16 protein-coding genes are annotated in these 20,484 nt (G+C 41.4%); 4 read left to right on the top strand and 12 right to left on the bottom strand.

The genetic code is table 11. The features are described from left to right. Positions 1–90 precede the first annotated feature (90 nt). The 9 genes from M1F17_RS05500 to apt all read right to left on the bottom strand — a co-directional run bounded on the left by M1F17_RS05500 (position 91) and on the right by apt (position 10,555). Entirely contained in the window at positions 91–1,404 is a 1,314-nt protein-coding gene (locus tag M1F17_RS05500) for an inosine/guanosine kinase (RefSeq protein WP_036958371.1), read from the bottom strand. A gap of 106 nt (positions 1,405–1,510) precedes the next feature. Continuing rightward, positions 1,511–2,632 (bottom strand): LPS O-antigen length regulator Wzz(fepE), encoded by a 1,122-nt coding sequence (gene wzz(fepE), locus M1F17_RS05495; RefSeq protein WP_112307160.1) that lies wholly within the window; start codon positions 2,630–2,632, stop codon positions 1,511–1,513. A gap of 123 nt (positions 2,633–2,755) precedes the next feature. Continuing rightward, complete coding sequence (gene hemH, locus M1F17_RS05490; RefSeq protein WP_112307161.1) at positions 2,756–3,721, bottom strand: ferrochelatase; 966 nt, start codon at positions 3,719–3,721, stop codon at positions 2,756–2,758. Positions 3,722–3,902: 181 nt separating this feature from the next. Beyond that, a complete protein-coding gene (gene adk / locus M1F17_RS05485; protein ID WP_004260386.1) occupies positions 3,903–4,547 on the bottom strand; it encodes an adenylate kinase in 645 nt (214 codons plus the stop codon). 192 nt (positions 4,548–4,739) lie between these two features. Then, positions 4,740–6,608 (bottom strand): molecular chaperone HtpG, encoded by a 1,869-nt coding sequence (htpG, locus tag M1F17_RS05480; protein WP_206277548.1) that lies wholly within the window; start codon positions 6,606–6,608, stop codon positions 4,740–4,742. Between the two features lie 362 nt (positions 6,609–6,970). After that, positions 6,971–7,570 carry a recombination mediator RecR gene (recR, locus tag M1F17_RS05475; protein WP_004260396.1) on the bottom strand — a complete coding sequence of 200 codons (600 nt, stop codon included), beginning with the start codon at positions 7,568–7,570 and terminating at the stop codon, positions 6,971–6,973. Beyond that, positions 7,570–7,899 (bottom strand): YbaB/EbfC family nucleoid-associated protein, encoded by a 330-nt coding sequence (locus M1F17_RS05470; protein WP_004260403.1) that lies wholly within the window; start codon positions 7,897–7,899, stop codon positions 7,570–7,572. The genes recR and M1F17_RS05470 overlap by 1 nt, the downstream gene beginning before the upstream one ends. A 48-nt stretch (positions 7,900–7,947) precedes the next feature. Then, a complete protein-coding gene (gene dnaX / locus M1F17_RS05465) occupies positions 7,948–9,891 on the bottom strand; it encodes a DNA polymerase III subunit gamma/tau (RefSeq protein ID WP_094960965.1) in 1,944 nt (647 codons plus the stop codon). A gap of 112 nt (positions 9,892–10,003) precedes the next feature. Further along, entirely contained in the window at positions 10,004–10,555 is a 552-nt protein-coding gene (gene apt, locus M1F17_RS05460; RefSeq protein WP_036958374.1) for an adenine phosphoribosyltransferase, read from the bottom strand. A gap of 142 nt (positions 10,556–10,697) precedes the next feature. Here apt and priC point away from each other — a divergent pair, with 142 nt between their 5' ends. After that, positions 10,698–11,246 carry a primosomal replication protein PriC gene (gene priC, locus M1F17_RS05455; protein WP_110592248.1) on the top strand — a complete coding sequence of 183 codons (549 nt, stop codon included), beginning with the start codon at positions 10,698–10,700 and terminating at the stop codon, positions 11,244–11,246. Positions 11,247–11,264: 18 nt separating this feature from the next. Then, positions 11,265–11,441 carry a DUF2496 domain-containing protein gene (locus tag M1F17_RS05450; RefSeq protein WP_004260415.1) on the top strand — a complete coding sequence of 59 codons (177 nt, stop codon included), beginning with the start codon at positions 11,265–11,267 and terminating at the stop codon, positions 11,439–11,441. Between the two features lie 5 nt (positions 11,442–11,446). On the opposite strand, the gene mscK is transcribed toward M1F17_RS05450, so the two are convergent. The 3 genes from mscK to acrR all read right to left on the bottom strand — a co-directional run bounded on the left by mscK (position 11,447) and on the right by acrR (position 15,949). Further along, on the bottom strand, positions 11,447–14,824 hold the full coding sequence (gene mscK, locus M1F17_RS05445) for a mechanosensitive channel MscK (RefSeq protein WP_206277545.1): 3,378 nt from the start codon (positions 14,822–14,824) through the stop codon (positions 11,447–11,449). Between the two features lie 108 nt (positions 14,825–14,932). Then, a complete protein-coding gene (locus M1F17_RS05440) occupies positions 14,933–15,286 on the bottom strand; it encodes a DsrE/DsrF/TusD sulfur relay family protein (protein ID WP_004913652.1) in 354 nt (117 codons plus the stop codon). 12 nt (positions 15,287–15,298) lie between these two features. Beyond that, the gene (gene acrR / locus M1F17_RS05435) at positions 15,299–15,949 is read right to left on the bottom strand and encodes a multidrug efflux transporter transcriptional repressor AcrR (protein WP_318837288.1); all 651 of its coding nucleotides are present in this window, start codon (positions 15,947–15,949) and stop codon (positions 15,299–15,301) included. 134 nt (positions 15,950–16,083) lie between these two features. Between acrR and M1F17_RS05430 the strand changes: the two genes are divergently transcribed. After that, positions 16,084–17,271, top strand: a complete 1,188-nt coding sequence (locus tag M1F17_RS05430) for an efflux RND transporter periplasmic adaptor subunit (protein WP_318837287.1) — start codon at positions 16,084–16,086, stop codon at positions 17,269–17,271. Between the two features lie 15 nt (positions 17,272–17,286). Continuing rightward, complete coding sequence (locus tag M1F17_RS05425) at positions 17,287–20,445, top strand: efflux RND transporter permease subunit (protein WP_318837286.1); 3,159 nt, start codon at positions 17,287–17,289, stop codon at positions 20,443–20,445. Positions 20,446–20,484: the final 39 nt, after the last annotated feature.

The raw sequence follows: 20,484 nt of genomic DNA, 5'->3' as shown, positions 1-20,484 counted from the left end.
TAATTGTTCAAAAAGAAAGGCACCTCAATAACAATTATATTGAAGTGCCTTAAAATCGATATCATTAATTAAAATGAGAATTATTTCGCTTTAACGTTCCCAATAAGACTCTTCTAAGCTATCTTCTTTTTCAGGTAAGCCACGAGTCAAACGAGGCGAATGCTGAGTTAATACTTGATAACTTACACGATTAGCATATTTACATACTTGAGCTAAAGAAGAATACGTTAAGTATTGGCGCTCATGTTTACTGGAATTAGGCACATTAGAACGGTGGTAAGAATTGGCGGTAATATCGTGAAGTAATGCCGATAAAGCCCCGTCTCCCGCCCCATTTGTGTTCATTATTTTCTCAGGTCCCCCCATATAAGGCTCGATATGAGAGAAAATTCGTAATGGAACTTGGCAATCTTGCTGGCGCATTGCTCGGCTAAACTCGTACAAGTTAAATTCTGCAATTGCCCCCGGTAATAGTGGATGTTGCGTCGTACGTTTATAGGCGTCTTCGGTGTAGCCTGCCATATACAGGCCTGATGGGCCCGCCGTACATAAAACTAAATCTACCCAGTCTAATGCCATATTAGAGGCAAGTAATGGGTCACTCAGCCCTGTCAGTTCCTGCGCTTCGTCTTCATTCATTGCAACTACTGAAATATGTTCCGCTAAAAAATCACGCCAAAACTGAGGGTCTTGAGCAATAACAAATTTAGTTCCGAGCGTTAACACGACGGGGACATTGTGCTTTTTCGCATATGCAATAGCCTGCATAGTCGCATCAGGCATGGTTTCTCCGGGTTTACAGCGGACTAAATAAGCCGTTAATACCAACGCAGAAGCCCCAGCAATAATGTCCTCGGGAATGCTATTTGGGTGCAAGCGATTCATATGGCCAGGGCTGATAGCAAACGTTCGCTCGCCATTTTCAGTGATCAAGGTAAAGCAGCGCCCGATAGGGCCATCCACACCTTGTAGAAAATTCAAATCCATGCGACTTGAGGTGTGACACAAATAGCGATACGCATAGCTACCAATTTGAATGCTATTGCACATTGTGCCCAATAAAACTGACCTGTCATCGGCTAAAACCGAATAGTTGTGCAGCGTATTGCCAATCGTTCCACCTGCAAACTCATGAGTAATCAAGGCATTATCTGTAAGTTCTTTATACAAAGCTTCGGCGACATCGTCTTCAATAACCAGCGAATGCCCCTTACTCAATTGATAGCGCTGAATGAAGTCGTCATCCACTTTCGCTTCAATATCGACTAATGTTTGGTCGATACCAACAATATAGGACTTACAATTCTCATCATCCGCCAATGTTTCTTTTAAAGGCTGTAATAAAGGATCTCTGAGACTAACAGGAAAATAGTGTTTTGACTTGCGTTGACCGGGGAATTTCATAATTAGAAGATTAACAATGGAACATCGCCCTATTCTAGCACGATAAAATAAAGCCAGCACCTGCAAAGAAGGCACTGGCCCCATTGTTTGTCATTTGGAAGTTATTTTATTGATTTTGATATTTATAATCGCGATAAAGCTCCCGACTTAACACAAATGCACAGCTCAAAATTAAACCGAGTATTGCGCTTAATGCAACAATTAACGATGATTTTGGTGAATCTTTATGCAACGGTAAGTCTGGCGTTAAAATAAACTTAACGGGTGTAAAATCTAATTCTTTAGCGGTTACTTCTTGTAAATTATCAAGGTAAATTTTACGGTTCTGTAAATTTTCGCTCATCAATGCCAAATCACGATTTTGGGTTTCAATCAGTAATTTTTTCTCTAACGCTTCAGTTCCTAACGCAATAGGGTAATCAGGGTCATCATTGATAGCAACAGAATCGCTGGCTATCGGCTTTTCAATTCCAGCTGCTTTTGCAATATCAACGGCTCGTTTAAGCCTTTCAACCTTAACATCGTATTCAGTTTGAATTTTGCTAACTTCGCGTTTTAGTGATTCACTGGCATAAATAAGTTTCTCTGAAATCATATTGTCGATTTCAACTTTTAACTGTTGCCTTACTTTCGATGCGCTATAGCGAATATAACCTTCAAGTAAATCTTGGGCTTCCGTTGGCAAAGGTGCAGTAAAGCTCAAAACAATATCATTTGAAGTACTGTTTTTCTCTTTTGAGAGATCTTGAATTTTAATATCATTAGAAATGATTGAATTTACTAGCCTTTGTTGAGCAATAACATCATCTTTCGGGTCAATTTTCTCTGCCAGATTATGGTAATAATCAGTACTTCTTATATAACTTTCTTGATTAACTTTCGAACGATACTGGTCAACAAATGCATTAAAAATACGTTGAGCACTTAAATCAATAGGAATATCTAATACATCCAGTTGAGCTTTAAATGCGTTAACTTCTTTGAGCTCTTCAGATGCAGGAGGAATAACAATAGCAGTACTGCTCCATTTTTGAGGTAATAGTTTTACAACACCAACACTCACCACAATACAAACAACCGTAAATATAAGAATCAAAAATTTATGTTTTAACAAAATGGAAAACAAGGCCATTAAATCAATTTCATCGTTTTGCTGTATTTGAAATTGATGAGCAGAAGGTGACTTCTGCTCTATATTACCTTGTGGTGGCTGCTGCTTATTGCTCATATTAATTCCAAAAGACATAACATTTATTCAATCATTTATAATTTCAGATAAGTGATTATAGTCTATAATCAGCTTATTGATATATCGATAAACAAACTTTTCTGCATTAATTTACTGAATTGATTACTTTAGAACATCTTGAATTATTGAATTAATCATATGAATGCTATTCGGATTATCATTTAATGCCGGTATATAATTATATTTATTACCACCACTACTCATAAAAAACTCTTTATTTTGCTCGCTAATTTCTTCTAATGTTTCTAAGCAATCAACTGAAAAACCAGGACAAATGACCTGAACTGACTTTACGCCTTGCGCGGGTAATTCATGCATCGTTTTATCCATATATGGCATCAACCAAGGCTCACGTCCAAAGCGTGACTGATAGGTCAGCATGACTTTATCACTTGGGTAATTTAACGCTTCACGGAGCGCCTCTGCCGTTTTTTCACATTCCTGCTGGTAGATATCACCTGTATCACAATAACGCTGTGGAATACCGTGGAACGACAATATAAGCCTATCGGGTTCACCATGCAGAGCAAAGCTTTCTTCTATCGAAGCCACTAAAGCTTGAATATAAGCAGGGTGTGTCGCATAACTACGAATGAATTGCACGCTTGGAATGGTACGTCTACTTTCAAACGCTCTGGTTAATGCATCATAAACCGCAGCCGTTGTTGTGCAAGAATACTGTGGATACAGTGGAAGAACCACTAAATCGGTCACGCCTTGGTCTAGCAAGCTATCCACCGCACTTTTGATTGAAGGCGAACCATAGCTCATACCTATCTCTACGGCAATATTAGGCAATAGCTCAGCTAATTTTTGTTTTTGACGTAAAGAATAAACCAGTAATGGCGATCCCCCGTCTAACCAAATAGATTGGTATAACTTCGCTACTTTAGAAGAACGAAGAGGTAAAATCGCCCCATGTAAAATCGGCTTCCAAATCAAGCGGGGGACATCTATAACGCGTTTATCGCTAAGAAATTCGGCTAAATAGCGTTTCACTGCTGAGGTCGTTGGGGCATCAGGGGTTCCTAGGTTAGCTAACAAAATGCCGTATTTTTTTTCTGACATGAAACAACTCCTAATTGATAATTATTCCCAACTTTAGCACAGTTAATTAACGATTTTTGTCACCAAGTGGTATAAAAAACAAAGGCAGCGATCATCGCTGCCTCCATATAATACCTTATACTTAAAATAATTCGAATTGCAGTTACGATTACTGCAACACAAAGCATGGCAAGTACAAATATTAACCTAAAATTTTTGCTAGTTCTTCACTAACTTCTGCCACTTTACGAGTACCGTCTAATTTGAAGTACTTGGTATTACCTTGTTTAGCTTCATTTTGGTAGTACGCAATTAAAGGTGCAGTTAATGCATGATATTCAACCAGACGCTTACGCACGGTGTCTTCTTGGTCATCTTTACGGATGGTTAATTCTTCACCTGTTACATCGTCTTTGCCTTCAACCTTTGGTGGGTTGAAGTTGATGTGGTAAACACGGCCTGATGGCGCATGTACACGACGACCAATGATACGCTCAACAATGATATCGTCTGGTACATCAAATTCCAGTACGTTATCAACCGTGATACCCGCTTCTTTCATCGCGTCCGCTTGTGGGATTGTACGAGGGAACCCATCCAACAAGAAGCCATTGCGGCAGTCATCTTGTTTGATGCGCTCTTTAACTAATGCGATAACTAATTCATCAGTAACTAATTTACCGTTATCCATCAGCTCTTTAGCTTGTAAGCCGAGTTCGCTCCCTGATTTAACAGCTGCACGTAACATGTCACCTGTTGAAATTTGAGGGATCCCAAACTTTTCCATAATAAATTGAGCTTGAGTGCCCTTACCAGCGCCTGGAGCGCCAAGCAGAATGATACGCATTGCGTAAACCCCTTGCTATTTAGATTTTTATAATTTGAAAAGAAAACAAGCTACCATACCATTAGCATACGGCTTTACTCAAGAACACACGTAAACGATTTCGCATTTATCTTTTTTCGCAAAAGAAAAAAACCACGCTAAAGCACAAGCAAAAGCGCGGTTTATGCTCAATATCGAAAATATCAAATTAAATTACTTTAGAAGTAATTCATTGATTTTACGAATAAATAGGTTTGGATCTTCCAATGTACCACGTTCTGCTAATAATGCTTGATCCAACAATACATCTACCCAATCAGCAAACACAGATTCATCTGACACTTCTGCGGCTTTTTTCACCAATGGATGTGTTGGGTTCAATTCGAAGTTATATTTTACTTCTGGCGCGGCTTGCCCTGCTGCTGCAAACAGTTTTGCCATTTGTGTACTCATTTCATCCGCATCTGTCGTAACAATGGCAGGCGTATCCGTTAAGCGATGTGTGAGTTTAACTTCTTTAACACGCTCACCAAGGAATGATTTAACGCGTTCAACAAATGGCTCTAATTGTTTATCCGCTTCCTCTTGTTCCGCTTTGTTTTCATCCGCTAGCTTATCTAATGACTCGTCTGCTTTGCTCACGGATTGGAACTGTTTACCGTCGAATTCAGACAGATAGTTCATCATCCATTCGTCAATACGGTCAGATAACAGTAGGACTTCAATACCTTTTTTACGGAATAGCTCAAGGTGTGGGCTGCCTTTCGCCGCCGCATAGCTATCTGCAGTGATGTAATAAATTTTATCTTGGCCTTCAACCATGCGGCTTACATAATCTTCTAAAGAAACATTCTGTACGCTGCTATCGGTATGAGTTGTTGCAAAACGCAGAAGTTTAGCAATAGTTTCACTATTTGCCATATCTTCCGCAGGGCCTTCTTTCATCACCAAGCCAAATTGTTGCCAGAAGGTTTGGTATTTTTCTGTGTCAGATTTAGCCAGTTTCTCAAGCATTTGCAGAACACGTTTCGTTAATGCGCTGCGTAAACTACGAGTTAATGCGCTGTCTTGCAGTATTTCACGAGACACGTTCAGTGGTAAATCATTGGAATCCAACACCCCACGAATAAAACGCAGGTAATTAGGCATAAACTGTTCTGCGTCATCCATAATAAATACGCGTTGAACATAGAGTTTCAAGCCGTGCTGTTGGTCACGATTCCATAGGTCAAATGGCGCTTTAGACGGCACATACAGCAAGCTCGTATACTCTTGCTTACCTTCTACACGGTTATGTGACCATGTTAGTGGGTCTGCGTAGTCATGGGAAATATGTTTATAGAATTCAGCGTATTCTTCGTCTGAAATTTCAGATTTGCTACGAGTCCACAATGCTTTCGCTTGGTTAATTTTTTCCCAAGTTACCGTACCGTCTTCTTCATTTTTTTCTTCGATTTCAACTGGTAAAGCAATATGGTCAGAATATTTGCTAATCACTGAACGTAAGCGCCAGTTATCCAGATATTCCTTTTCATCATCGCGCAAATGCAAAGTGATTTCGGTGCCGCGCTCCGCTTTTTCAATATCAGCGATGGTGTATTCACCTTCACCAGCAGATTCCCAGAACACACCTTCATCGGCAGGGGCACCAGCTGCGCGGCTACGTACAGTCACTTTATCAGCCACAATAAATGCAGAATAGAAGCCCACACCAAATTGACCAATCATTTGGCTATCTTTAACTTGGTCACTACCTAATGACTCTAAGAATGCTTTTGTGCCTGACTTCGCGATAGTGCCGAGGTTTTCAATCACCTCTTCGCGGCTCATACCGATACCGTTATCACTGATGGTCAATGTACCTTTTTCTTTATCGGCACTAATACGCACGTGCAGGTCACCATCGTTTTCATACAGTTCTGGTTTAGATAATGCACGAAAACGCAGTTTATCCGCCGCATCTGATGCGTTGGAGATCAATTCACGTAAGAAAATCTCTTTATTTGAATAAAGAGAGTGGATCATTAATTGGAGGAGTTGTTTAACTTCTGATTGGAAACCACGAGTTTCCTGTCCTTTCATACTCATTAATCGCCTCTATTTCATCAATCTAATTGGATAGGTTTGACTTATCGATGCAGATTAATTGGGGGCGAAAAAATAGAATTCAACCACTAACCACAAATTAGAAGCTAAATTAATATGAATGAAAGGAAATGACCGAAGACTACGATGCTTTTGCTTGAAGGATATTTTTGAATTAAGGGTTTTGCTTTGAGGGGTTTGCCTTTAAATTTTAAAAACAGCACCTCACCATCATCCTCTAAATAATTTGTGCCGTAGCTAGGCGTCGAATGCATTAATCCCTGGGAGCATACACAAGTATGTGACTAGGGTTGATGCATGAAGACAACAACGCTACGGCGCAAAGAATGACGAGGACTTTAGAGCCGTTGGCGCCCCGCCAACGAGTGAGAAAGTGTGGTTCCATCAACCATTTCCAACTCCCCCCCCACAGGCACCCCGTGTGCAATTCGGCTCGCAGCCACCCCATATTGCGCGCACATTTGGCCAATATAGTTTGCTGTTGCTTCACCTTCAACCGTTGGGTTGGTTGCTAAAATCACTTCATTGATAGTCTCTGATGCCAAACGCTCTTCTAGTCTATCAAGACCGATATCCATTGGGCCAATACCATCAAGTGGTGACAAATGCCCCATCAGCACAAAATAACGCCCGGAAAATTGCCCGGTTTGTTCTATTGCATAGATATCTGCTGGGCTTTCAACAATACAAATCAAACCATTTTGTTGGCGGCGAGGGTTATCGCAGATATTACAGACCTCTTGTTCTGTAAATGTTCTGCAATCACGGCAGTGACCTATTTCAGACATGGCACGAGTGAGCGATTGCGCTAAACGCATTCCCCCACTGCGGTCACGCTGTAAAAGATGAAAAGCCATTCGCTGCGCTGACTTGGGGCCAACCCCTGGGAGACAGCGCAGAGCTTCCATCAAAGATTCAAGAAGCGGACTTGTTTGCATTAGAATGGCATCTTAAAGCCTGGTGGTAATTGCATACCACTGGAAACACTTGCCATTTTTTCTTTCTGCGTTTCTTCGATACGACGTGCAGCATCATTAAATGCCGCAGCAATCAAGTCTTCTAACATTTCTTTGTCGTCTTCGAGTAAGCTAGGGTCAATTTCAACACGGCGGCAGTTGTGTGAGCCGTTAATCGTCACTTTAACTAAGCCAGCACCAGATTCGCCTGTAGCTTCTAGTTGAGCGATTTCTTCCTGAACTTTTTGCATTTTATCTTGCATTTGCTGGGCCTGTTTCATCAGGTTACCCAATCCACCTTTACCAAACATAGTTATCTCTCACAACTGAGGCTACAGCTTAACAATGAGACTGTAGCGTTAAACGGGGCGAATACTCTCTTCATCTAATTGCGCATCAAACATTGAGCGCAGTTTTTGAATCGTTTTATCCGCAATAATAGACTGGCGCGCTTGTGCCAGTTTTTCTTCATAAATCGCCTGTCGCCATTCTAGCGGGGTTTTCACCTCGCTATTATCATCATGAACGATTTTCAGTTCAACAGTACGACCATATAGTTCGCTCAGAGCTTCTTCCAATGCTTTATGTGCCGATGGTTTATCGAGGTGCTTCTGAGCCGAGCGCAAATGTAAAACAATTTGCGACTCACTTAATTCTTCTATATATGAATTCAAAGCTAATTGTTCAACCAGCTTGGGAATATTTAATTTTGCGATTTTCCCAGACCAGCTATCACGAATTCGCCCTTCCTCAATAATTTTAGCGGCTAATTCAGGCGTTTTTTCATATTCCAACGCCTCTTTGATTTCACTTGGCGTTGTTATTGCCTCTTTTGGTGCCATCGCCTCTTCATTTTGAGGCTTCCATTGGTACTGCTTTGGTTTTTGTGGTTTTGCTGCCTGAGCCGCTTTATTTACCACATTTTGTTGATGTTTGCTGGTCACGGCGGCCAGCCTTTCCAGTGCTGATGCCGCCGGCTTAGCCCTTTCAGGCATCACCGGTTTAGCCTTTTTTGGGCTAGGATCCTCACTTTGTGGAGATTGTAGCGCCTGCCTAGCCTTCAATAACTGTAACGTTGGGCTATTGTCTGGCAGATTTTCTGCTCGCGCTTGAACAGGAGGCACCCTTTGCACCATATTTGGTGCAGCAGGCGATGCCGATTGAACAGCCGCCTGCGTAATAACTTTTGGTGGAGCTTCAATTTCAGCAATCACATTTTTCGGATGAAAAGCTAATGCACGTAACAATGCCATTTCAACCCCCATACGCCGCTCAGGGGCATAGGGGAGTTCTTTTCTTCCAACTAATAACGTTTGGTAAAACAGTTGGAGATCTGCAGGAGAAATTACCCTTGCGACCTGCCGTAACCGCCCTTCTGTCGATGATGGGTCTGTTTCTTGTTCAGCAGGAAGCAGTTGGATCATCGCGATACGGTGTAATTGCGACAAAATTTCCACCAGCAAGTTCTCCCAATCCGCTCCGCGACTGGCAGCTTGCTCCACCTGCTCCATCACCGCCATGCTATCGGCACGTACTAACGCTTCAATAATCGCTAATGGCTGTTCATCATCAAGGGTTCCTAGCATTTGGCTAACTATATCAGCCGTTACTTTCCCTTGCCCCATCGCAATGGCTTGGTCAGTTAAGCTTAATGCATCACGTAAACTGCCATCCGCCGCTCTTGCAATAAGCTGGCGAGCTCGTTGGTCATGTTCAATATTTTCTGCATTCAGAATAAGTTCAAGCTGTTCACTGATTTGCGTGACATCTAATGCTTTTAGGTGGAATTGCAAACAGCGAGACAAAATGGTCACGGGGAGTTTTTGCGGGTCCGTCGTCGCCAACAAAAACTTCACATGTTCAGGCGGTTCTTCAAGGGTTTTTAATAACGCATTGAAACTATGACGAGACAACATGTGTACTTCGTCAATTAAATAAACTTTGAAGCGCCCACGTGCCGGCGCGTATTGGACGTTGTCTAATAATTCACGAGTATCTTCGACTTTGGTTCGGGAAGCCGCGTCAATTTCAATTAAGTCAACAAATCGCCCTTGTTCTATTTCAAGGCAGTTGGCACATTTACCACAAGGTGATGCAGTGATCCCTGTTTCGCAATTAAGGCCTTTGGCAAATAGGCGAGCAATCGTCGTTTTTCCTACACCACGTGTACCGGAGAAAAGATAGGCGTGATGAAGCCGCTGATGCGTTAGCCCATTAGCGAGTGCAGTCAAAACGTGCTGTTGGCCAACAACGTCTGAAAATTTTTGGGGGCGCCACTTACGGGCAAGTACCTGATAGCTCATGGATTCCACTGTCATTTAACATGGTACGTGAATATATATAATCATAGTACCATGCTACCACAGCCTCAACCTATACAGCGAGACTGTGATAAAAATAGAGGGAAAATAAAGATTAGTGGCCTGGGAATTCAACAAGGCTATAAGAAGAAACACCTTCTTTTTGCAGGCGCTCAACGCCGCCAAGGTCAGGTAAACAGATGATAAATGCGGCATCAACAACATTAGCACCGAGTTGTTTGATCATTTTAACTGTCGCTTCCACTGTACCACCTGTGGCAAGTAAGTCATCAACCACTAAGACATTATCTTCAGGGCTGATGCTATCTTTATGGATTTCAAGTGTATCCGTGCCATATTCAAGGTCGTAAGTCATGCTCAATACTTCACGTGGTAATTTCCCTTTTTTACGTACAGGGACAAAACCTACGCCTAAACGTAATGCAACTGGAGCGCCGAATAGAAAACCACGCGCTTCAGTTCCTACAATTTTAGTGACGCCTTTATTTTGATAATGTTCCACTAACATATCAATCGTTGCTTGGTATGCAGCAGGGTTATTTAATAAAGTCGTAATGTCACGAAAGATCACACCTTCGATTGGATAATCTTGGATAGATGCGATACTTTCTTTAATCAATTGCAGTTGTTGCTCTTTAGCGGTCATAATAAAAGCCATGTAGTAAACACGAAAGTGTAGAATCTATGTAAAGTACCATAAAAATGCAATAAGAAGCCGTCAATTTGGCATCAGTTTTGTTGCTGAATATCAATTTTCCGCTATTTTTCACATTTAATGAGAACAAAAAATGAAAATTCCCGCTCTTTTGGATGCGTTAAAAAAGCAAATTGATGAATTGAAAACACGAGTGGAGCCCATAAAAGACCTTGAGTTTTCACATTCACGTTTCGATATGCAATTGTTTAGCCGCAAATCAACCCGTTTAGGGGATTGCCAAAATGAATTACAGACCTTGTACCAGCAATTGTGCCATAGCGTAACGTTAAACCACACTGAGCAAGTTAATTTTCTTACTGAAAAAATCGTCCATCAAATGCAGGCAATTTCACGAGAGATCTCTACACAAGCTTTACGTGAAAAAGAATCAAATTTTACTAAGAAAAAGGAACAAGTTGATTTATATGAACGTTTATCACAACACCAAGACTATGAACGACGCTTGCAGGCCATGGTGAGTGAAAAAGAACTTCATTTAAGTGAGCTAACCGACCACCGTTTGCAGCACCAGTGCCAAAAAGAACTCGCTGTACTCGCAGGCCGTTTGTACCGTTGCCGCCAAGCACTTTTGCGTATTGAAAAAGCCATTGAACATCAAGAAAATCAATATTTTGATTAAATCTTAGAAGGAATCAGTATGAGTTCACTCAAGGATGCTCCACAAGAAATCCAACTTGCTGTTGATTTAATCTACTTATTAGAGACGTCTGAGATAGAAGCTGATGTGGTTCTCAAAGCACTTGAAATCGTGAAAAATGATTATATTGCAAAACAAGTGCAAGCAGCAAAAACTGCCTGCACCAAAGAAACTTAATAAGTTTAGTGCGTTTTATCATCACTATCTTTAGGTGTTCGCTTCACTTCTTGCACTTCATCACCTTTACTATTGTGTAAATGCACTTCTAACTGATTGAATGCAATATCAATATCGTTTTCTCGACATAGTTTGTCTATCGCACGGTTCACTTCATCGCTGGTTACGCCACGGTCACCAATCTGCCGTACATAAAAACGTAATTCGTGATCTAACGTGCTTGCACCAAAACTGGTGAAATAGACATTAGGAGCGGGTTCAGTCATTACCTTGCTATTATTGGTTGCCGCAGACAATAAAACGCGTTTCACTTTATCAAGATCAGAGCCATATGCCACACCGATCGCTATGGTGATACGTGTGACGGTGTCCGATAGCGACCAGTTGATCAACCGTTCAGTCACAAAAGCCTTATTAGGAATGATCACTTCTTTGCGATCAAAATCAACGATGGTTGTCGCACGAATGCGAATTTTACTGACTGTTCCTGAATAGGTCCCAATAGTGACGGTGTCGCCAATACGGATCGGCCGTTCAAACAGTAAAATGATCCCTGAAACAAAGTTAGCAAAAATTTCTTGTAAACCAAACCCTAACCCGACGGTTAAAGCTGCTGCCAACCATTGCAATTTGTTCCATGTCACGCCAATCATACCTAATGAGGCGATCGCCCCAATCCCGACAATAATATAAGTTAATATTGTCGTGATCGCATAAGTAGAGCCCTGACGGAGTTTTAACCGTGATAATACCAACACTTCCAGTAGTCCAGGGAGGTTTCGCGTCATTACCCAAGACACAATGATAATCACAAGAGCTAAAATTAAATTCGCTAACGTCACGAATTGTAAGATATTTCCCCCTTCTGCCGATGTGGCAGTATAGCTCCATAAGTTCACGCTATCTAAGAAAGAGAAAATGGTTATAAAATCAGACCAAATCGTATAAAACGCCAAAGCGAAAATAATAAACAACACCATTGTTGTGAGACGTAATGATTGCTGGCTAATCAGCTCAATAGTCATTGGTGGCTCTTTAATTGGCTCGTTTTCTGCATCTTCTTGCTTCGACATCGCACGGCGTTCTATAGCACGTTGATATGCTAATTTACGAGCAACCAGTGTTAAACCTCTCAAACACGCGCTATAAGTGATATACCATAGGAGTAATAGGTATAAACTGTCTATCCAACGGTTTGCCAAGCGCAATGTGGTGTAATAATACCCCGCCATCATTAAGCCCACTAAAATTAATGGCGAAAATGTCAACAATGTCACAACGATACTACGCGTTAAGTGACTCCCTTTCTCTTGCCAAACTTGTTTGCAAAATGGAATAGTAAAGATGCACAGTAGAATAAGAGAAACCAGCACGATCAACTGGCCAATCACGTCCTCAGACACTTTCAGTGGGTTGCTAACACCATAAGTAGAAAAGAAAATGAGTGGCAATAGAGGAATAGATAGCCTGATCATCCTGCGTCGAGTCTGGGATATTTTTTCTTTTTCGATACCAAAGTGTTTTTGTGCAATACCTTGTGGTTTTAATACTCGGAAAGTCAGCTCAAATAATGCCCAAAATATCGCCAATTGTTGGCAAAATTGCCAAAAGAATGGCCCTTGTACATTCCCTGTTTTCAAAAACCAATAGCCAAATGCCAGTAAAAACAGTGAAATAGGTAATGTTTGCATTAATGTTAACAACAGTGCCAACGGGGTACTTAATACACTGTCATTACGTAAGCTGGAAAGCCGTTGGTCAATATCCTGCAGTCGGTTACTAATTTTGCGATTAAACCAAATAAACAGCAATGCGACTAAAACCAGTGGAACAACGACCAATAATGAAGCCGTCACTCCACGCTTAATACTACGATTCGATAAACTAAAATCAAAATTATGAATCTGTGCTGCCGCAGCTTCTGGAAAACCTTTAACCCATTCCAAATCCATCGGTTTATTACTATTCACCCAAAATATTTGCTGCGCCAAGGTATTTTCAAGAGACCCCACTACACTCAATAATTGGTTTTGATCAAGTTGCAAGTTGATTGCTTGGGAAATTTGCCCGCCAAGCTGCTGGTTGAGTTCATCTAATAACCCACGACGTACTTCCAATAGTTTCAATAACGTAGATTTATCCTCAGCGGATAATAATGCGCTATTTGCCAGCTCATCCCCTGTTTTTACCTCAAATTGCTGTTCCAACTTAGTAATATAATCATTAGGTTGATAAAGCTCATCACGCTGTTGGTTAATATCAAATTGCTCAAGCCGCAAATCAGCAATCGTTGTGGGTAAATTTTTAGTTAAAATGTCTGGCGGCAAGTCAATTTGTTGTTGAAATAAAATTCGTGAGAGCAATAAACTACCGCGTAATACATTAATTTGCTCTTTTAAATTTCGTTCGGACTGCGTCGCTCTTTCAAGCCATGTTTTAACTCGAATACCATTTTGCACCAGTTTATTGCTATTTTCGGTCACTGCGATTAAACGGTCACTGAGCGCATTATTAATCGCAATTTCTTTTTGAATAATGGGATTCTGTTGCGCTTCAATATCGGTTTCAGAAGTACTCAGCGCCTCGCGTACCGTTGATTGGGAGTCATTTAGTCGGCGATGGCTAATCGCATTTTGTACTTGCTGAATATGGTGTTCCAATTGCTCAATATATGCTGCGGTATAATCACGTTGTTTTTGCAGCACATCTTGTAATTGAGTGTTAGCCTGTAGAATACGTTTTTGATATTCATTTTGTTGCTGCAATAAATACTGTTCAACTTGCAGCATGGTAATTTGAGTAGGTCTTAAATTCACAGGTTCATTCAATGAACTATTTAGCTCATTGCGAATTTCTTGTAAGCGCCTCGCATTTTCCAACATCATCGCTTGCGCCCTTTCAGGCTGCGTTTGTAAGCCAATTAATTGACTACTATAGGTTGCAAGGTCATTTTGTTCTGTTTGCAGATTTTCTAAATAAGAGGCTTGTAATGCTTCTAATTGTGAAAGAGAACTATCTTGTATTTTTCGTAGGAAATTTTCGGTGCGTTGCTCATTTTCATTTTTTATTTGCAACAAACCTTGTGCTGCTTGTTTCGATTCTTCACTCGCGCTATTCAGTTTTTTTTGCAGTTCAGCCGTTCGCTGTTCGAGTTTATCCAGCTCGTTATAAAAATCTAAGGTTTTTTCCAGATCAGCGAGAGCAAGTTTATCTTCCTCACTGAGTGAACTTTTTTTATTCAATGCGTTGAGCGCACTTTTTATTTCATTCTTATCAGGTAAGTTATTTGATGTTAATGCCGTAATTGAACTAGAAAAAGATATGATGAAAAAAAACAGTGTTATTGATACTAACTGCCGCCACTTCCATTGTTGTTTCATCATAATGGCATTCCTTTATACAAATAATAATATTGTTTAATTAAACCAAAGTGCCGATAGTCACCTATCAACACTTACTTTCACCTAATTAAACACATTTTACGTAAAATGTTAGAAAGTTAATACTTTATCTGCCGTTAATGTCCAGCTTGCAAGCTCGACTAACGTGCCTACCTCAACACCATCAGCAAGGGTTAACTCACTTACACCTCGGGCATCTGTACAAGTTTTACATAATTTAACGGGGACATTTTGTGCCGTTAAAATCTCTAACATTTGTTGAAGATTATAGCCTTCTTTCGGCTTTTGAGCTGCCAAACCTGCGGTCACAGCATCTGACATCAGAAATATTTTTAAATCTAACTGCGGCTCTTGCTCTTTTAACGTTATCGCTAATCGCAATGAGTTGAACAATGTTTCACTGCCGTAAGGTGCGCCATTAGCAATAATCAAAATAGAGGTCATATTGTACTCCACTTATTCAGTTTGAATGGGTTTTAACCGGATTGCGGTATTACATTTTAGTGTTTCTAATAGTGTATCAACCAATGTAATTGTATGTTGATTAGTATTAAAATTTTCTGATTGGAGTAGCCAGTTTTCTAACAAACCAGACATTAATGAACGGATCATAATCGCAGCACATTCCACATCAAGATCAGCAGGAAGTTGACCTGCATCAATACAGGCAGTCAAGTTATCAACTATTCGACATTGACTTGCGACATAATTAGCGCGTTTAAAATCAACTAACTCTGCCATTTCGCCAACTAATTCACACTTCAAAAAGAAAATTTCCATCAAAGCGCGGTTTTTAGGGCTTTCAATAAAATCAGTCAAAATATAAACTAATAATTCTCTTAGTATTGAAAGTGGATCATTGGTATATTTAGAACGATAATATTCTTCAGCTTGTACTATTTGGTTATCACCAAATTCACAAGCTTGATAAAAAAGATCAACTTTGTTTTTGAAATGCCAATATATTGCACCTCGGTTAACCCCCGCTGCTTTTGCAATATCGGCTAATGATGTGGCAGAAACTCCTCGTTCAGAGAATGTTTTGATGGCAGCATCTAATATTTCCTGACGGGTTTCTTCAGCCTGTTGTTTAGTTTTTCGTGCCATTGTGACCCGTTTCTATCGAAAGCTGATTTACATACATTCGTGTATGTTTGTACTATAGCATAGTGATAAATCATATTGTTTACCATTTTTCTTATTTTTGTTTTGAACTCATATTGATTAATTGAGGTTAACTTATGCGAAAAAACAGAGGGGTGTTACCTCTGGCTCTGTTAGTTCTTTCAGGTGGCTTGGCTTTATCTGGTTGTAACGATGAACAACAAGGTGGCGGAGAACGCCCGGCGCCTGAAGTAGGAATTGTTACGCTTAAAGCCGAACCTCTGACTCTCAAAACCGAGTTACCAGGCCGTACATCCGCATTTCGTGTTGCCGAGGTTCGCCCTCAGGTTAGTGGCATCATATTGAAACGCAACTATAAAGAAGGTAGCGACGTAGAAGCAGGGACATCTTTATACCAAATTGACCCAGCACCATTCCAAGCAACCTATGACAGCGCAAAAGCGGAACTTGCAAAAGCACAAGCCAATGCGAATCTGGCTGCATTAACGGTGAAGCGTTATAAACCATTGTTAGGTACTAATTACATTAGTCGTCAGGAATACGACGAAGCAACCTCAACCTATGCACAAGCACTTGCTGCCGTCAAAGCGGCTGAAGCTGCGGTTGAAACGGCACGTATCAACCTGAATTATACCAAAGTAACTGCACCGATCAGCGGCCGTACCGGTAAATCGAATGTGACTGAAGGGGCTTTAGTATCTACAGGACAAGCCACTGAATTAATGCGTGTTCAGCAACTTGATCCTATCTATGTTGACGTAACACAATCGAGTGACGATTTTTTACGTCTCAAAAATGAGATAGCGAAAGGCGCTGTACAGCGAGAATCAGGGAAAGCACCTGTCAGTTTGATCAACAACAACGGTCAAGAATACGCACAAAAGGGTGTTCTGGAATTCTCTGATGTCACTGTTGATGAAACAACAGGGTCTATCACCATGAGAGCCATGTTCCCTAACCCGAACAAAGAGTTACTTCCAGGTATGTTTGTTCGTGCTGTATTAGAAGACGGTGTTATTGAAAAGGCGATTCTAGTTCCACAACAAGGCTTGACTCGTACGGCTCAAGGAACTTCTCAAGTCATGGTTGTTGGCGCAGAGAATAAAGTTGAAGTCAGAAAAGTTAAAGTAGGACAAGCAGTTGGCAACAAATGGCTGGTAACTGAAGGTCTACAAGCAGGTGATCGTGTCATTGTCATCGGCTTACAAAAAATCAAACCAGGAATTGTTGTGAATCCTAAGGAAGCAAACTTAGAAACGCAATCCATAGACAATCAGGCAAAACCTGAAGAAAAGTCTAAATAAGGGAGCGGCTGATTAATGCCTAAGTTTTTTATAGAAAGACCAATTTTTGCGTGGGTAATTGCAATTATCACCATGCTTGCTGGTCTGTTGGCAATTATCCAGTTACCTGTTTCGCAGTACCCGACCATCGCGCCACCGGCTGTTTCTATTTCAGCTAACTATCCGGGAGCGGATGCTGAGACGGTACAAAATACAGTAACGCAGGTTATCGAACAGAACATGAACGGTATCGATAACTTGGTATATATGTCATCGAGCAGTGATTCATCAGGTTCTGCTAGCATTACGCTGACATTTGAAGCAGGAACTGATGGTGATATCGCGCAAGTACAGGTGCAAAACAAATTGCAACTGGCGATGCCATTGTTGCCACAAGAAGTTCAGCAGCAAGGTATTAGTGTCGATAAATCAACTAGTTCATTCTTAATGGTTGCGGGTTTCGTTTCTAGCGATGGCTCAATGGGGCAATACGATATTGCCGACTACGTAGGGTCAAATATTAAAGACCCACTTAGCCGAGTTAACGGTGTAGGTGAAACTCAACTGTTCGGTACCCAATATGCAATGCGTATTTGGTTAAAACCAGAGCAACTCGTTAAGTACAACATGACCACAACGGATGTCATTAATGCGATCAAGGTACAAAATAACCAAGTCGCAGCAGGGCAACTCGGTGGTTCACCGTCTGTAGCAAACCAGCGTTTAAACGTTTCTATCATTGCGCAGACACGTTTAAATAGCCCTGAAGAATTTAGCAATATTCTATTACGTGTAAACCAGGATGGTTCACAAGTGCGTATTAAAGATGTTGCTGATGTCCAATTAGGTGCTGAAAACTATAGTACGATTGCCCGCTTTAATGGTAAGCCTGCAGCAGGTATCGGTATTAAACTGGCAACCGGAGCGAACGCATTAGATACGTCTAATAACGTCCGCGCTGCGCTTGAGGAAATGAAGCCTTTCTTCCCTCAAGGATTAGAGATTGTTTATCCATACGATACGACCCCATTCGTTAAAATTTCAATTAACGAAGTGGTTAAAACGTTAGTAGAAGCAATCATGCTGGTTGTTGTCGTTATGTATTTGTTCCTACAAAACATCCGTGCAACACTGATACCAACGATTGCAGTACCTGTCGTATTGTTAGGTACCTTTGCTATCTTGTCGGCATTTGGTTATTCCATAAACACCTTGACCATGTTCGCGATGGTACTCGCCATCGGGCTTCTCGTCGATGACGCCATCGTCGTTGTTGAGAACGTTGAGCGTGTTATGCAAGAAGAAGGCTTGTCACCAAAAGAAGCGACCAAAAAATCAATGGGTCAAATCCAAGGTGCGTTAGTCGGTATTGCAATGGTGCTGTCTGCGGTATTTATTCCTATGGCCTTCTTTGGAGGTTCTACAGGGGCAATTTACCGTCAGTTCTCAATTACCATTGTATCCTCCATGATCTTATCAGTACTGGTTGCGATGATCTTAACACCAGCACTGTGTGCCACCATGTTGAAGCCAATTGAAAAAGGCAGCCATGGTAGCCAAAAAGGATTCTTTGGGTGGTTTAACCGCACATTTGAAAAACAAGCACACCACTACACCGACAGTGTAAGCCGTATGCTTAACGGCACGGGCCGTTATTTAGTGATTTACCTGCTGTTAGTGGTTGGTATGGCGTTCATGTTCGTCCGCTTACCGTCTTCTTTCTTACCAGCGGAAGACCAAGGGGTATTCTTGTCAATGATCCAATTACCACCAGGATCAACGCAAGAACAAACCCAAGCGGTATTGGATGAAGTGAATAACTACTACCATACCGAAGAAGCCAAAAACGTTGAGTCGGTCTTTACCGTTGGGGGCTTTAGCTTCGCAGGTCAAGGTCAAAATATGGGTCTCGCTTTCGTCGTTCTGAAAAATTGGAGCGAACGTAAAGGCGATGAAAACCACGTTGATGCGATTGTACAACGTGCAAATATCGCACTGTCACAAAAACAAGAGGCACTGATTTACGCCTTTAACCTACCAGCGATTGTTGAGTTAGGTACCGCAGACGGGTTTGACTTTGAGTTAGTCGATAAAGGTAACTTGGGGCATGATAAACTGATGCAAGCCCGCAACCAGTTACTTGGATTAGCTGCTCAGAACCCAGAAATGCTTCAAGGTGTTCGTCCAAATGGTCAGGATGATACCTCGCAATACCGTATTTATATTGACCAACAAAAAGCACAGGCTCAAGGTGTCGCTATCAGTGATATCAATGCAACATTGAGTTCTATGTTTGGTGGAAGCTACGTGAATGACTTTATCGACCGTGGTCGTGTGAAGAAAGTTTACGTACAAGGTGACGCAGAAAGCCGTATGTTACCTTCTGACATCAGTAACCTGTATGTTCGCAATAACCAAGGTAAAATGGTTCCGTTCTCTGCCTTTATGGACGAATCCAAAGATCCTTGGAAGTATGGTTCACCGCGTTTAGAGCGTTATAACGGTGTCCCTGCGATGAACATTCAAGGTCAGGCAGCTCCAGGGAAAAGTACTGGTGATGCGATGCTGTTAATGGAAAAACTCACCACTGAAAACCTGCCTGAAGGAATTGGTTACGAGTGGACAGGTATGTCATATCAAGAACGCTTAGCAGGTAACCAAGCCCCTGCTCTGTACGCAATCTCCTTGATAGTGGTCTTCCTGTGTTTGGCGGCTCTCTATGAAAGCTGGTCAGTTCCATTCTCAGTTATGTTAGTCGTTCCATTAGGTATTATTGGTGCGTTACTGTTTACCAGTGTTCGTGGTCTAGACAACGACGTTTACTTTAAAGTGGGCCTCTTAACAACCATTGGACTCTCGGCGAAAAACGCAATCTTGATTGTTGAATTCGCCAAAGACTTGATGGAAAAAGAAGGTAAAGGGTTAGTCGAAGCAACACTTAATGCAGTTAAAATGCGTTTACGACCAATTCTGATGACATCTTTAGCATTTATGTTAGGTGTTATCCCACTGGTGTTTAGTAACGGTGCAGGTTCTGCATCCCAGAACTCAGTAGGTACTGGTGTTCTTGGGGGAATGTTTGCCGCAACCTCATTGGCTATCTTCTTCGTTCCTGTATTCTTCGTGGTGATCCGTCGCCGTTTCTCGAAGAAATCAGAAGATGTTGAACACAGCCATCCACCAACAGCACAATAATTGCTGATCGATAAATCGAAAAGAGCCACTCATGTTGTG

It is taken from the genome of Providencia sp. PROV073 (assembly GCF_033688125.1).
In the GTDB taxonomy this organism is placed as follows: domain Bacteria; phylum Pseudomonadota; class Gammaproteobacteria; order Enterobacterales; family Enterobacteriaceae; genus Providencia; species Providencia hangzhouensis.
Note: the sequence above shows the minus strand (reverse complement) of the source record. Positions and strands in the feature narration are given on the sequence as shown.

Bases quoted from the DNA above. Each gene is read 5' to 3' on its own strand.
- dnaX (WP_094960965.1), bottom strand. From the start codon at position 9,891: ATGAGCTATCAGGTACTTGCCCGTAAGTGGCGCCCCCAAAAATTTTCA.
- hemH (WP_112307161.1), bottom strand. From the start codon at position 3,721: ATGTCAGAAAAAAAATACGGCATTTTGTTAGCTAACCTAGGAACCCCT.
- mscK (WP_206277545.1), bottom strand. From the start codon at position 14,824: ATGATGAAACAACAATGGAAGTGGCGGCAGTTAGTATCAATAACACTG.
- M1F17_RS05470 (WP_004260403.1), bottom strand. From the start codon at position 7,899: ATGTTTGGTAAAGGTGGATTGGGTAACCTGATGAAACAGGCCCAGCAA.
- apt (WP_036958374.1), bottom strand. From the start codon at position 10,555: ATGACCGCTAAAGAGCAACAACTGCAATTGATTAAAGAAAGTATCGCA.
- M1F17_RS05425 (WP_318837286.1), top strand. From the start codon at position 17,287: ATGCCTAAGTTTTTTATAGAAAGACCAATTTTTGCGTGGGTAATTGCA.
- adk (WP_004260386.1), bottom strand. From the start codon at position 4,547: ATGCGTATCATTCTGCTTGGCGCTCCAGGCGCTGGTAAGGGCACTCAA.
- htpG (WP_206277548.1), bottom strand. From the start codon at position 6,608: ATGAAAGGACAGGAAACTCGTGGTTTCCAATCAGAAGTTAAACAACTC.
- M1F17_RS05500 (WP_036958371.1), bottom strand. From the start codon at position 1,404: ATGAAATTCCCCGGTCAACGCAAGTCAAAACACTATTTTCCTGTTAGT.
- M1F17_RS05440 (WP_004913652.1), bottom strand. From the start codon at position 15,286: ATGACCTCTATTTTGATTATTGCTAATGGCGCACCTTACGGCAGTGAA.
- recR (WP_004260396.1), bottom strand. From the start codon at position 7,570: ATGCAAACAAGTCCGCTTCTTGAATCTTTGATGGAAGCTCTGCGCTGT.
- M1F17_RS05450 (WP_004260415.1), top strand. From the start codon at position 11,265: ATGAGTTCACTCAAGGATGCTCCACAAGAAATCCAACTTGCTGTTGAT.
- acrR (WP_318837288.1), bottom strand. From the start codon at position 15,949: ATGGCACGAAAAACTAAACAACAGGCTGAAGAAACCCGTCAGGAAATA.
- priC (WP_110592248.1), top strand. From the start codon at position 10,698: ATGAAAATTCCCGCTCTTTTGGATGCGTTAAAAAAGCAAATTGATGAA.
- M1F17_RS05430 (WP_318837287.1), top strand. From the start codon at position 16,084: ATGCGAAAAAACAGAGGGGTGTTACCTCTGGCTCTGTTAGTTCTTTCA.